Source organism: Methylophilus sp. DMC14 (genome assembly GCF_056314085.1).
Map to the genome: position 1 here is coordinate 16,748 of NZ_JBQUZA010000006.1, position 12,521 is coordinate 29,268.

General features: G+C 51.2%; 13 protein-coding genes. All 13 read left to right on the forward strand.

Annotated features, from left to right (window positions below; translation table 11 throughout):
- Positions 1–58: 58 nt before the first annotated feature.
- The 13 genes from hfq to ACT53C_RS11980 all read left to right on the forward strand — a co-directional run bounded on the left by hfq (position 59) and on the right by ACT53C_RS11980 (position 12,505).
- Entirely contained in the window at positions 59–301 is a 243-nt protein-coding gene (hfq, locus tag ACT53C_RS11920; RefSeq protein ID WP_194747747.1) for an RNA chaperone Hfq, read from the forward strand.
- 3 nt (positions 302–304) lie between these two features.
- The gene (gene hflX, locus ACT53C_RS11925) at positions 305–1,432 is read left to right on the forward strand and encodes a GTPase HflX (protein ID WP_476146402.1); all 1,128 of its coding nucleotides are present in this window, start codon (positions 305–307) and stop codon (positions 1,430–1,432) included.
- A 27-nt stretch (positions 1,433–1,459) separates the two neighbouring features.
- The gene (gene hflK, locus ACT53C_RS11930) at positions 1,460–2,653 is read left to right on the forward strand and encodes an FtsH protease activity modulator HflK (protein WP_476146404.1); all 1,194 of its coding nucleotides are present in this window, start codon (positions 1,460–1,462) and stop codon (positions 2,651–2,653) included.
- A gap of 24 nt (positions 2,654–2,677) precedes the next feature.
- Positions 2,678–3,547, forward strand: a complete 870-nt coding sequence (hflC, locus tag ACT53C_RS11935) for a protease modulator HflC (RefSeq protein ID WP_194748434.1) — start codon at positions 2,678–2,680, stop codon at positions 3,545–3,547.
- A gap of 10 nt (positions 3,548–3,557) precedes the next feature.
- Positions 3,558–3,740: a DUF2065 domain-containing protein gene (locus ACT53C_RS11940; RefSeq protein ID WP_476146406.1), complete on the forward strand. Its 183-nt coding sequence runs from the start codon at positions 3,558–3,560 to the stop codon at positions 3,738–3,740.
- Positions 3,741–3,901: 161 nt separating this feature from the next.
- Positions 3,902–5,056, forward strand: coding sequence for an ATP phosphoribosyltransferase regulatory subunit (locus ACT53C_RS11945; protein WP_338654320.1), 1,155 nt, complete (start codon positions 3,902–3,904; stop codon positions 5,054–5,056).
- A 44-nt stretch (positions 5,057–5,100) separates the two neighbouring features.
- Positions 5,101–6,435: an adenylosuccinate synthase gene (locus ACT53C_RS11950; protein ID WP_313987762.1), complete on the forward strand. Its 1,335-nt coding sequence runs from the start codon at positions 5,101–5,103 to the stop codon at positions 6,433–6,435.
- A gap of 15 nt (positions 6,436–6,450) precedes the next feature.
- The gene (locus ACT53C_RS11955; RefSeq protein ID WP_379076041.1) at positions 6,451–7,035 is read left to right on the forward strand and encodes a flavoprotein; all 585 of its coding nucleotides are present in this window, start codon (positions 6,451–6,453) and stop codon (positions 7,033–7,035) included.
- 4 nt (positions 7,036–7,039) lie between these two features.
- On the forward strand, positions 7,040–8,527 hold the full coding sequence (locus tag ACT53C_RS11960) for a DUF6513 domain-containing protein (protein ID WP_476146409.1): 1,488 nt from the start codon (positions 7,040–7,042) through the stop codon (positions 8,525–8,527).
- Positions 8,524–9,099 (forward strand): DUF447 domain-containing protein, encoded by a 576-nt coding sequence (locus ACT53C_RS11965; RefSeq protein WP_476146411.1) that lies wholly within the window; start codon positions 8,524–8,526, stop codon positions 9,097–9,099. Before ACT53C_RS11960 ends, ACT53C_RS11965 begins: the two co-directional genes overlap by 4 nt.
- Before the next feature lie 8 nt (positions 9,100–9,107).
- Positions 9,108–9,833 (forward strand): (5-formylfuran-3-yl)methyl phosphate synthase, encoded by a 726-nt coding sequence (locus ACT53C_RS11970; protein WP_476146413.1) that lies wholly within the window; start codon positions 9,108–9,110, stop codon positions 9,831–9,833.
- A 123-nt stretch (positions 9,834–9,956) separates the two neighbouring features.
- A complete protein-coding gene (locus tag ACT53C_RS11975) occupies positions 9,957–11,063 on the forward strand; it encodes an OmpA family protein (RefSeq protein WP_476146415.1) in 1,107 nt (368 codons plus the stop codon).
- A gap of 104 nt (positions 11,064–11,167) precedes the next feature.
- Positions 11,168–12,505 carry a TRZ/ATZ family hydrolase gene (locus tag ACT53C_RS11980; RefSeq protein ID WP_476146417.1) on the forward strand — a complete coding sequence of 446 codons (1,338 nt, stop codon included), beginning with the start codon at positions 11,168–11,170 and terminating at the stop codon, positions 12,503–12,505.
- Positions 12,506–12,521 lie beyond the last annotated feature (16 nt).

Sequence of the window (12,521 nt, forward strand, 5' to 3'; positions counted from 1 at the left end):
GATTGGTGTTCAAGATAATAAAACTCCAATACGATTAAAACAAACAAGGAGCAATTCCATGAATAATAAAGGCCAAATGCTGCAAGATCCGTTTTTGAATGCACTCAGAAAAGAGCACGTTCAAGTGTCCATTTACCTGGTAAACGGCATTAAATTGCAAGGGCAGGTCGATTCTTTTGATCAATATGTCATTTTGTTAAAAAACACCGTGACACAAATGGTGTACAAGCACGCCATTTCCACCATCGTTCCTGCACGTCCAGTCAGCCTCGGATCGCACGACGCCGCTCAAGAATCTTAATGCATGTTTGATAGACCAAGCGGCGGAGATGCCGTCGTTCTGGTCAGCGTCAACTTTGGTGATGCTGACTACGCAGAAAGTTTGCAAGAACTCCGCCACCTGGCCGGGACTGCTGGCCTCAATATCTCAGCGACGCTGGAAGGCAAGCGTCATGCGCCTGATCCCAAATACTTTATCGGTTCTGGCAAGGCAGATGAGTTAAAGGCCTTGATGTCCGCCTATGACAGCAAAGTCGCGGCTTTCAATCACGACTTGAGCCCTTCGCAACAGCGCAACCTTGAAAAGTTGCTTGAAGCACGTGTGGTAGACCGCACCGGCCTGATTCTGGATATCTTTGCCCAACGTGCGCAATCGCACGAAGGTAAGCTGCAAGTCGAGCTTGCCCAACTGGAGCATTTGTCTACGCGGTTGGTGCGTGGCTGGACCCACCTTGAACGACAAAAGGGCGGGATTGGCGTGCGAGGCGGCCCTGGTGAAACCCAGCTCGAGCTGGACCGACGCATGCTGCGCGTGCGCGTCAAGCAGTTGCGTGAAAAACTGGATAAACTCAAGCAGCAACGTGGCATGCAACGCCGTGCGCGCAAACGCTCCAACCTGATGACCGTTTCTCTGGTCGGCTATACCAACGCGGGTAAATCCACCTTGTTTAATCGCCTGACACACTCGGGTGTCTATGCGGCGGATCAGCTGTTTGCCACACTGGATACCACCTCTCGTAAAATGCACCTGCCGGAAGGTTATCCGGTGGTGTTGTCAGATACGGTCGGCTTTATCAAGCATTTGCCTACGACTTTGATTGAAGCCTTTGGTGCGACGCTTGAAGAGGCCGCGCAGGCCGATTTATTACTGCATGTGGTTGATGTGGCCAGTCCGAACCGCGATGCGCAAATCGAACAAGTCAATATCGTATTGAACGAGATTGGTGCTGCCAGGGTCCCACAGATTCTGGTGCTCAACCAGATTGACCGCATGGGCATGCCGCCCGGAATCGACCGCGACGAGTATGGTAATATCCGAACTGTTCGTGTGTCAGCCAGGGATGGCATAGGCATAGAGGATTTACGCCAGGCGCTGTTAGAGCATCAGCAATACCTGAAAAAACTCAGCACCGAAGAAAGTGCTTACGTTTAAAAAGATCAAAACATACGGAGTACACGCATGAAAAAATTTCCAGGCTTTTGGAATAAAAACAATGAAGGCCCGCCCGATCTGGACGAGGTGTTCAAGGATTTGAATCAAAAGCTGAACCGGTTATTTGGCAACAATAAAGGCGGGCAGGGTGGTCCGCGTGGATCAGCACCTGCGCCACAGTCCTTGCCAGTGGCCCCGATTTTAGGGTTGGTGGCGCTGATCTGGCTGGGCTCTGGCTTTTATATTGTTGACCAGGGCTCTCGCGGTGTGGTGTTACGTTTTGGCAAGCATGTGGAAACCACCATGCCTGGCCCGCGCTGGCATTTGCCATTTCCGATTGAGACCGTGGAAAACGTGAACCTCGAGCAGGTGCGTACCATTGAAATGGGCTACCGCTCTTATGAGGGCGAATCTGGCCGTAGCAAAGAGCTGAAAGAGTCTTTAATGTTGACCGATGATGAAAACATTATTGATTTGCAGGTGGCTGTGCAATACAACTTGAAGTCGGTGGAAGATTATCAGTTTAGCAACCGCTCCACCGAAGAAAGTGTGCGTGGTGTGGCAGAAACAGCCATCCGCGAAGTGGTAGGCAAGAGCAAGATGGACTTCGTGCTGTATGAAGGCCGGGATGATGTGGCTGCCAAAGCGAAAAAACTCATGCAGGACATGCTGGACAGATATCAATCCGGCGTCAATATTGTTAACGTCACCATGCAGAATGCACAGCCCCCAGAACAGGTACAGGCGGCATTTGATGATGCAGTCAAGGCCAAGCAGGATCTGGAACGCCAGAAAAATGAAGGTCAGGCCTATGCCAATGATGTGATTCCTAAAGCACGCGGTACGGCGTCGCGGTTGGCAGAAGAGGCTGCGGGTTACAAGCTGCGGGTGGAGAACGAAGCCAAGGGTAATGCAGACCGTTTCGAGCAGATTCTGGCGCAGTACAACAAGGCGCCTGAAGTGACCCGCCAGCGTTTGTATCTAGATACGCAGGAACATATTCTGGCCAATACCAGCAAAGTGCTGGTTGATCAGAAAAATGGCAACAGCATGCTGTATTTGCCACTGGATAAACTCATGAGCATGAGTGGTGCAGGCAGTAATGCCGCAGCTGGGTCTGCCGTCTCGGCGGATAAGCCAGCCATAGAGCCACCGGCTGACGCGAGTGTGCTAGACCGCTCCAGGGATGCCATGCGTAGTCGTGATCGCGAATATCGCTAGTCTGCCCCTCAAGGAAAATACATGATGAGAAATATTGGAAGTTTGTTAATTGGGGTGTTTGTCTTGCTGGTCTTGGTGACATCATCAGCATATACGGTCGATCAGCGTGAATATGCGCTGGTCTTCCGTCTGGGCGAAATTGTCTCGGTGAAAAAAGACCCTGGTCTTTATTTCAAGATGCCTATGGTGGAGAACATCCGCTATTACGACAAGCGTATTCTGACGCTGAACTGGGAAGAGCCAGACCGCTTTATCACCAGTGAAAAGAAAAACGTACTGGTGGATTCGTTTGTGAAATGGCGGATTATCGACCCGGCCAAATACTACGTTTCTGTGCGTGGCGATGAAGTGCAGGCCGAGCGTCGTTTGTCGCAGATGGTCAATGACGGCTTGCGCGCGGAATTTGGTAAACACACCATCCACGATGTCGTCTCTGGCGAGCGTTCGCAGATCATGGAAATCCTGCGTCAGCGTGCAGACAAGGAAAGCCGTCAAATGGGCATCCAGATTATGGACGTGCGCTTGCGCCGCGTAGACTTGCCGAAAGAAGTCAGCGAATCCGTGTATCAACGCATGGAGGCCGAGCGTAAATCGGTGGCCAATGAGTTGCGCTCACAAGGTGCAGCGGCGGCAGAAAAAATTCGTGCCGATGCTGACAAGCAGCGTGAAGTGATTATTGCTGAAGCCTATCGCGATGCGCAGAAAATTAAAGGCGAGGGCGATGCCAAGGCCTCAGAAGTCTATGCCCAGGCGTTTGGTAAAAATCCTGAGTTTTATGCCTTCTACCGCAGCCAGGAAGCTTACAAAAACAGCTTCAAGAGCAAGTCTGACGTGATGGTGATTGACCAAAGTTCAGACTTCTTTAAATACATGCGTAGCAGCGGTAAAAAGTAATACTTGCGCCATGAACTGGTGGTGGAGTGTGCTGGGCGGCGTGTTGCTGATTGAAGGCTTGATGCCGCTGTTATTAACCAAAGCCTGGCGCAATACTTTTGAGCGAATGCTACAACTGCGGGATGGTCAAATCCGTTTCATTGGTTTTATGTCCATGCTGTTTGGTTTGTTCATTCTCTGGTTAAATCGTTAACGGGTGAATGCCACCAAGCTGATATGGTTAAGCGTTTTAAAAAAAGCACACCTTGCGTGTGCTTTTTTGTTTGGATTTTAACGGAGTGCAAGGCTGACGCGACTTGCTGGCAGGTTGCTAAAGCCGTGCTTTCGGCAGGGGTTTGCAGGTATAATGGCGGGATGCATAATTGGTTACTCCCTGAATATATTGAAGATGTGCTGCCTGCTGAAGCAGCACGGCTTGAGTCCTACCGTCGGCAACTGCTGGATTTGTTCCGTGTCCATGGCTACCAGTATGTCATGCCGCCGATGATGGAATATGTTGAATCCCTGCTCACCGGGACCGGTCACGATCTGGATATCGCCACCTTTAAAGTGGTGGATCAACTGACCGGGCGCTTGATGGGCTTGCGCGCTGATACGACGCCACAGGCTGCGCGCATTGATGCGCATATGCTCAATCATGCCGGTGTCTCGCGCTTGTGTTATGCCGGGACCGTTTTGAGAACCAAGCCGGATGGCCTGGCGCGCACTCGTGAGCCTTTGCAACTCGGGGCAGAATTGTATGGTCATGCCGGTATTGCCAGCGATATTGAAGTGCAGCGGCTGATGGTCAAAGCCTTGCAGTTGTTAGGCATGCAAACCTTGTTTGTGGACCTGAGTCATGCAGCGATTTTCGCCAGCCTGTCGCATACCGCGCAATTAGGCCTGCCGCAAGAACAAGCCCTGCAAGCGGCTTTGCAAGCTAAAGACATTTCATTGGTAGAGCAACTGGTGGTGAATTTGCCCGAAAAATCCAGGCAAGCTTTTATTGCCCTGGCCCAACTCAATGGTGGCATTGAGGTGTTGGATCAGGCGCGTGAAGTATTGCCTGACTCAGAAGGGATTGAACAGGCTTTGCTTGAGTTGGAGGCAGTCGCGAAAGCGCTGGGTGATCGTAATGTGACGGTGACCATTGATTTAAGTGAGTTGCGTGGATATCACTACCATAGCGGCATCGTCTTCGCCGCCTATGCCAAAGGCTATGCTGGCCCCATTGCACTGGGTGGCCGCTATGATGAGGTGGGGGCTGCCTTTGGTCGGGCACGTCCGGCGACAGGCTTTAGCCTGGATCTGCGTGGTGCCTTACTCGCCTTGGGCCCTGCGACCATGGACAAAGGGATTTTGGCGCCTGCAACGCAGGATGCTGACTTGTTAGCCCTGATAGAGACCTTACGCGCGCAAGGTCAGGTGGTGGTTGAAGCCTTGCCTGATGCGCAGGTGGATTATTCTGAATTGGCCTGTGACCGTCTGTTGCAAAAGGTGGATGGTCGCTGGCAAGTGGTGGCTGTGTAATACGCCGCCTCTTTAAATTTGTATAGACAAGATATTGATTGAACATGACACAATTTAAGCAAGCAAAGAACGTCGTTGTGATTGGCACCCAATGGGGCGACGAAGGTAAAGGTAAAATTGTTGACTGGCTGACCGACCATGCGCAAGGCGTGGTGCGTTTTCAGGGTGGTCACAATGCGGGTCACACCCTGGTCGTCGGCCAAGGGGATGCGCAAAAAGTCTACAAGTTAAACCTGGTGCCTTCTGGTATTGTGCGCGATGGCGTCAATTGCTATATCGGCAATGGCGTGGTGCTGGATACCACTCATTTGCTGCATGAGATTTCCACGCTGGAACAAGGCGGGCTGGATGTTAAAAACCGTCTCAAAGTCAGTCCTGGCTGTCCATTGATTTTGTCTCATCACGTTGCGGTTGATTTGGCACGTGAAGCCAAGCGCAGCGCCGAGAAAAAAATTGGTACTACAGGCAAGGGCATTGGCCCTGCCTATGAAGACAAGGTCGCACGCCGCGCCTTGCGTGTCTATGATTTGTTCCACCCTGAGCGCTTCGCCGAAAAGCTGCGCGAAGTCATGGATTATCACAATTTTGTATTGACCAATTATCTGGGTTCTGCTGCGGTAGATTTCCAGCAGCAATACGATGCCAGCATGCAGCACGCTGTGGCGTTGAAGCCGATGGTGGCTGATATTTCTGCGGCGTTATATGAAGCCAATGCCCGTGGCGAACACTTGCTGTTTGAAGGCGCACAAGGCACCTTGCTGGATGTGGACCATGGGACTTACCCCTATGTGACTTCCAGCAACTGTATCGCTGGCCAAGCCTCAGCAGGGACCGGTGTTGGTGCCAACATGCTGCACTATGTGCTTGGTATTACCAAAGCCTACACGACGCGTGTGGGTGGCGGCCCCTTCCCAAGCGAGCTGGATATTGAAACAGAAGGCGCACCAGGTTACCAGATGTCTCACAAGGGACAGGAAATCGGGACTGTGACCAAACGTAAACGCCGCTGTGGCTGGTTTGATGCTGCAGCCTTGCGTCGCTCTGCGCGAATCAACGGCTTGACTGGCTTGTGTATTACCAAGCTGGATGTGCTGGATGGCATTGAGTCACTGGATATTTGCACGGGTTACAAGCTGGATGGCAAAGTGGTTGATATGCTGCCGGTCGGTGCGGATGACGTCGCCCGTTGTGAGCCGATTTATGAAACCGTGCCAGGCTGGAGCGAAACCACCTTCGGTGTCAAAACCTGGGATGCATTACCCAAAAATGCGCAGCATTACCTCAAGCGTCTGGAAGCGGTCTGTGGCGTGCCGATTGCCATTGTCTCGACTGGCCCGGAGCGGGATGAAACCATCGTGCTGCAACATCCTTTCGCCTGAGTAAGGTGACTTGACATGCGTGCACAACGATTGGCATGGGCAATTACCGGTTCCGGCCATTATCTGCGAGAGTCATTGGCCATTCTGCAAACCTTGCAGGAGGTCGATATTTACCTGAGCCGTGCAGCGGCCGAAATTATCCAGCAATATGGCTTTCAGGCTGCACTGGAAGCCACTGGCCACAAGGTCTATCAGGACAAAACAGCCAGCAGCGTCCCGGTCGAGCGTTTTTATGAGGGCGTATATCACACGCTTGTGATTTCACCTGCGACGTCTAATACTATCGCCAAAATGGCATATGGCTTTTCGGATAGCCTGGTCACCAACCTGTTTGCGCAAGCAGGTAAAACGCGGATCCAAAGCATTGTGTTTGCATGTGATACGGCGCCAGAGTTGGAGTCGGAAGCACCCAGAGACAACGTGGTCAAGGTCTATCCACGCCAGATCGATCTGGATAATGTGGCCCAGTTAAAACGCTTTGCGGATACCACGGTCGTTGAAGACATGGCTGGTTTGCAGCATGCGATCATGGCGCGTCTGGCAGCCGTGCATGAGTTGCATTTGCATCAGGGCGTACAGGTAGAGCACACTCACGACTAACACCATGAATCGACTGCTGTTTCTTACCGGAAAACTGGCAGAACACAGTCTGCATCAGGTATTACAAGCGATACAGGCCGACAGTAAACAGTCTCCGTTTGAATATGAAGTGAAACAGATCGGGGTGTCTGTTGCGGCATTGATGACGCCGCCCCTGATCGCCCGCCGCTTACCCAAAGTCGAGAATATTGATAAAGTCATTTTACCTGGGCTCTGTCAGGGCGATCTCGGCCTGCTGGAGTCGCAGTGGGGTGTGCCGGTAGAGCGAGGACCTAAAGACTTGAAGGATTTGCCACAATATTTTGGTCAGCAAGGAAAAGTGCCCGATTTAAGCCAGCATAGTGTGCTGATTTTTGCTGAAATCGTCGATGCACCAGATCTGACGGTTGAGCAAATCATCGCCAAAGCGCAGCATTTCAAACAGCAGGGGGCGGATGTCATCGACCTCGGCTGCCTGCCGGGAAAAGCATTTGCGCATATGACAGAGAGCGTGCGTGCGCTCAAGTCAGCAGGTTTTCAGGTAAGTGTAGATTCCATGCGTGAAGACGATCTGCTGGCAGCGGGTAAAGCCGGTGCCGATTACCTGTTAAGTCTGCATGAAAACAGTCTCTGGATTGCAGAAGAAGTCGCTTCTACCCCGGTGTTGATTCCAGCCAAGCCCGGCAGCATGCCCAGCTTGCAACGTGCCATCGAGTACTGCCTTAAACGAGATATCGCGTTTATTGCCGATCCTATTTTGGATCCCATCCATTTTGGTTTCACCGAATCGATTGTACGTTATCACAAGCTACGCAAAAAATATCCGGATATCGCGATCATGATGGGCGTGGGCAATCTGACCGAATTGACAGATGCCGACACCACCGGGATTAACGCTATGCTGTTTGGGATGATCAGTGAGCTGAATGTCAACGCTGTCCTTGCGACCTCGGTCAGCGCACATGCCTGTGAAGCTGTGGCTGAGGCTGATATCGCCCGCCGTGTCATGTACCGCGCCAAACAGGACAAACGGTTGCCCCGTGGCTATGATGCCGGCTTGCTTGGCCTGCATGATCGCAAGCCGTTTCCTTACAGTGCGGCGGAAATTGCTGAGATGGCCAGGCAAATCAAGGACCCCAGTTTTCGCATCATGGTGAGCGAAGCGGGTGTACATGTCTACAATCGGGATGGTCTGCAGCAGGCAACGGATCCCTATGTTTTTTATCCAGAACTGCAGGTGCAAGACGATGCTTCGCATGCGTTTTATTTGGGTGTAGAGCTGGCCCGCGCGCAAATTGCCTGGCAACTGAAAAAACGCTATGTGCAGGATGAAATGCTGGAGTGGGGCGTTGCCTCAGTCGCCCAAAACAAGCAGGCCAAAGTTGCACATCGTGAGGCTTCCATCAAAGAGCGTCAGGAAGCGACTAAACCTGATCAAGCCAGTGGTGCCACGGTTCACGCATCAGCGAAAAAGCCCGTTGGTAATTCAACCAGCCCGGAAAACAAAGAATGATTTACGAAACCATCATCACCACGTGCTCTCCTGAAGGTGAGGTGCACATTGCGCCGTTTGGGATCCAATGGCAGGCAGGGCGCGTGCTCATCATGCCTTACCAGCCCTCAACTACCTTGCAGAATATTTTAAAGACCCGGTCGGCCGTCTTAAATCTGACCGATGATGTTCGTGTTTTTGCTGCCGCTATTGCCAGAAAAAAAATGTTTTCCACCTTGCCAGTCGGGCATGGCCACAGCGTGCGGCTAACTGACTGTCTGGCGCATCATGTATTAAGCCTCGATACAGTCGAGCCGGATGAAAATCGACCAAAATTATGGATGCAAGTGGTTGAAAGTCAGACACATGCGCCATTTATGGGCTTTAACCGTGCCCAGGCGGCAGTGGTTGAATTGGCCGTACTTGTCAGCAGGCTGCATCTGTTGCCTGCTGAGAAAATTACGCAAGAAATGCAGTATTTACAAATTGCGATTGATAAAACAGCCGGCCCCAACGAGCTTGAAGCCTGGCAATGGCTGGTGGATTGCGTTAACAACCACCAGGCACAGCAAACAGGCATGCAGCAGGCATAAGGATATCCATGCGCATATTAGTCAGTGTAAATTCGGTTGCCGAGGCGCAGTTGGTGCTGGCTGCTGGAGTCAGCTTAATTGATTTGAAAGACACCAGTCATGGTGCGCTCTCTGCATTAAGTCTGGGGGATTCGGTTGCCATCATGCAGGCAGTGAATGGTTACAAAAAGCAACATGCTCATACGGATATTCTGGTCAGTGCCACCGTGGGCGATACTGCTGAATCCGTGGCTGCATTGCTGGAGTTGATCCAATCCCGTCTAGAGATTGGCGTGGACATTATTAAGCTGCCGGAAGCCATTTGGGATCATCCTTTGTTTACAGCGGCGATTAGCCAAGTGCTTGCGGCAGGCACGCGGATGGTTGCGGTGTTTTGCCCCGATAGTTTATTGCAAACATCTACGCTTGAGTTGCGCTTGAACAAGCTCGCCATGCAAGGGTATGTTGGGGTTATGGTCGACACGATAGACAAGTCTAGCTCAGTCTTGGACTGCGTTTCTATATCGCATATTCAGAAATTTACCGAGATAGCCAGACGCTTGCAGTTAATGGTCGGGGTGGCCGGCGGACTCAGACCGGCATATTTGGCGCAATTGCGTTCGCTAGAGGCGGACTTTTTGGGTTTTCGTAGTGGTTTGTGTGAAAAAGGGTTAAGGCAATCAAACCTGTTGGCTGAACCGATTGTGAGCGTTGTCAGGCAGCTGTCAGGAAACTGTTGCAAAATGAGCGCCTAAACCAATAAATACTTGGGCTTGTAGCTCTCTAGGCTTGCGCCTCTTGCACTGTTTGCGTATAGTTGGGTTTGTAAGTATTTTCAAAGATGTGGCGAAAATGCCCAATAACAAAGGAGTCAATGAATGAAAAAAAGTTTTTTAGGCTTGGCAATTGCTTCTGCATTTGTTTTTGCATCGCAAGCTGCGCAAGCTGAAGACATGTACCGTGGTGCTTGGTATGTTGTGCCAGGTGCCAGCTACATGCACACTGACAGTGATCTGGACGCAGATAATGCACGTGGTGGTTTCTTGTCCATTGGTAAAGAGTTGAGCGAGCACTGGGACATTCAAGGCCGTTTGGGTTACAACCGTGCTGATGAAGATACTGGCATTGCTGGGGCAAGCGGCAAGTACAAACAAACCACTTTGGGCTTGGACGCGTTGTACATGTTCAGCCGTGATAAGTTCCGTCCTTTCTTGCTGGCAGGAATTGGTGCTGCGCGTAACGACTTGGATTACAACATTCCTAATGTCGATTTGGATGGTAAAAAGACATCTTGGATGGCTAATGTAGGTTTGGGTGCTCAATATTTGTTCAATGACAAATTTGGTATTCAGGCTGACCTTCGCCATCAGTGGAGCCGAGCAAGATTGGTTGCTACTGGTCCTGGTGGAACTGCAAGTGATTCTGGCCGTGTTGATAACACTTTGTTTAACATCGGTGGTATTTTCCGCTTTGGTGCACCAGCACCAGTGGTTGAAGAGCCAACGCCAGAGCCAGCACCAGCACCAGTTGCCGCTGCTGAACCAGCACCTGCGCCAGCACCAGCTCCTGCGCCAGCACCTGTTTGCAAGCCAGTCAACGAAACAGTGACTGTATCTGCTGAAGAGTTGTTTGGTTTTGACAAGGCAAATCTGAAAGAAAAAGGCCGCGTTACACTGGATGCAGTTGCTGCCAAGATCAAAGAAAATCCTGAAATCAAAGCTGTGATCGTCACTGGTCACACAGACCGTATCGGTTCTGAAGCTTACAACCAGAAATTGTCTGAGCGTCGTGCGAAACAAGTGGCTGATTACTTGGTTGCTCAAGGTGTAAACAGCAGCCTGATCACTGCTGAAGGTAAAGGTAAATCTGAGCCAGTGGTACAGTGCGAAGGTAAAAAAGTAAGCAAGAAACTGATCTCTTGCCTGCAACCTAACCGTCGCGTTGAAATCCGCGCTGAAGGTACAAAACAAGAAGGTTGCCAATAAGCACTGACTTGTGAGTTTAAAAAGCCACGCAATTGCGTGGCTTTTTTGTTGCTGTACGCTGGCTGACTTTCAATTTGCCAGCCTGCCTCAGTTATAATCCAAGCATGAGTGAATCCCAATTTATCATCAAACCACGCTGGCTCCTTACCATGGATGAAGGGCCACAAGTGCGGGAGCAGCATGCAATTCTTGTGGATGCTGCAAAAATCAAGGCGATTGTACCCAAATCCGATATCCCGGATTGGGCGGTTGACTGGCCCGTCGTTGATTGTTCACAACATGTCGTGATGCCCGGGCTGATCAATTTGCATACTCATAGCAGTATGAGCCTGTTAAAGGGGTATGCTGATGATTATGCGTTGATGCCGTGGTTGAATGAGCATATCTGGCCAGCAGAAAAGAGATGGGTCTCACCCGCTTTCGTACAGGATGGCAGCTTGCTGGCTTGTGCGGAAATGCTGGCAGGCGGAATCACCACATTTAACGATATGTATTTTTTTCCGCAAGCGACCATAGAGGCTGCCAAACGCACAGGGATACGCGCACATATTGGCTTAACTATTATGGAGTTTCCCAGTAATTATGCGGCAACTGCCAGTGAATATATCCGCTTGGGCACAGAAGTGCGCGATCAGTATAAATCCGAGTCCTCTATCAGTTTTTCTTTTGCGCCGCATGCCCCCTATACGGTGAGTGATCAAACCTTTACCGACGTTGTCACACTTGCCGAACAGTTGAATCTGGGGATTCATACGCATTTGCATGAAACCCAGGCGGAAATCGCTCAAAGTCAGGAGCAATTTGGTGTACGGCCGTTGCAGCGTTTGCAAGCGCTGGGGGTAATTGGTCCCAGCACCGTATTGGCGCATGGAGTACACCTTGAAAAGTATGAACAGGAGACCCTAGCAACGTTAGGCGCGCATATCGCGCATTGTCCAAGTTCTAATCTGAAATTGGCGAGTGGGATTGCGCCGGTGGCATCTGCGTTGCGTTCGGGGATCAATATTGGTTTAGGCACTGACGGTGCCGCCAGCAATAACCGGCTCGACTTATGGCAGGAAATGCGCACAGCAGCCTTGCTTGCCAAGGTGGCAGCGCAACAGGCAGAGGCTGTACCAGCTTATCAGGCGCTACAGATGGCAACCATTAATGGAGCCACGGCACTGGGGTTGCAAGCACAGATTGGCAGCATTAGCGTCGGTAAGCAGGCTGATCTGATTGCGGTTCGTCTGGATGAGCTGAATAGCTTGCCTTGTTTTGACCCGATTTCTCATCTGGTGTATGTGGCTAGCCGCGAGCAGGTCACCCATACCTGGGTCAATGGTCAATTACGGTATCAGCGCTTACCAGATGGCCAGCCACAATTTGCAGGCATTGAGACCGAGGCATTACGGTCTATCGCTTTGCAGTGGCAGCTCAAGATGCAACAGCCCGCAGATTAATTTTGTTTAGGAAAAC

Coding starts and splice junctions, on each gene's coding strand:
- ACT53C_RS11945 (WP_338654320.1), top strand. CDS start 3,902: ATGCATAATTGGTTACTCCCTGAATATATTGAAGATGTGCTGCCTGCT.
- ACT53C_RS11970 (WP_476146413.1), top strand. CDS start 9,108: ATGCGCATATTAGTCAGTGTAAATTCGGTTGCCGAGGCGCAGTTGGTG.
- hfq (WP_194747747.1), top strand. CDS start 59: ATGAATAATAAAGGCCAAATGCTGCAAGATCCGTTTTTGAATGCACTC.
- ACT53C_RS11980 (WP_476146417.1), top strand. CDS start 11,168: ATGAGTGAATCCCAATTTATCATCAAACCACGCTGGCTCCTTACCATG.
- hflC (WP_194748434.1), top strand. CDS start 2,678: ATGAGAAATATTGGAAGTTTGTTAATTGGGGTGTTTGTCTTGCTGGTC.
- ACT53C_RS11940 (WP_476146406.1), top strand. CDS start 3,558: ATGAACTGGTGGTGGAGTGTGCTGGGCGGCGTGTTGCTGATTGAAGGC.
- ACT53C_RS11965 (WP_476146411.1), top strand. CDS start 8,524: ATGATTTACGAAACCATCATCACCACGTGCTCTCCTGAAGGTGAGGTG.
- hflX (WP_476146402.1), top strand. CDS start 305: ATGTTTGATAGACCAAGCGGCGGAGATGCCGTCGTTCTGGTCAGCGTC.
- hflK (WP_476146404.1), top strand. CDS start 1,460: ATGAAAAAATTTCCAGGCTTTTGGAATAAAAACAATGAAGGCCCGCCC.
- ACT53C_RS11950 (WP_313987762.1), top strand. CDS start 5,101: ATGACACAATTTAAGCAAGCAAAGAACGTCGTTGTGATTGGCACCCAA.
- ACT53C_RS11975 (WP_476146415.1), top strand. CDS start 9,957: ATGAAAAAAAGTTTTTTAGGCTTGGCAATTGCTTCTGCATTTGTTTTT.
- ACT53C_RS11960 (WP_476146409.1), top strand. CDS start 7,040: ATGAATCGACTGCTGTTTCTTACCGGAAAACTGGCAGAACACAGTCTG.
- ACT53C_RS11955 (WP_379076041.1), top strand. CDS start 6,451: ATGCGTGCACAACGATTGGCATGGGCAATTACCGGTTCCGGCCATTAT.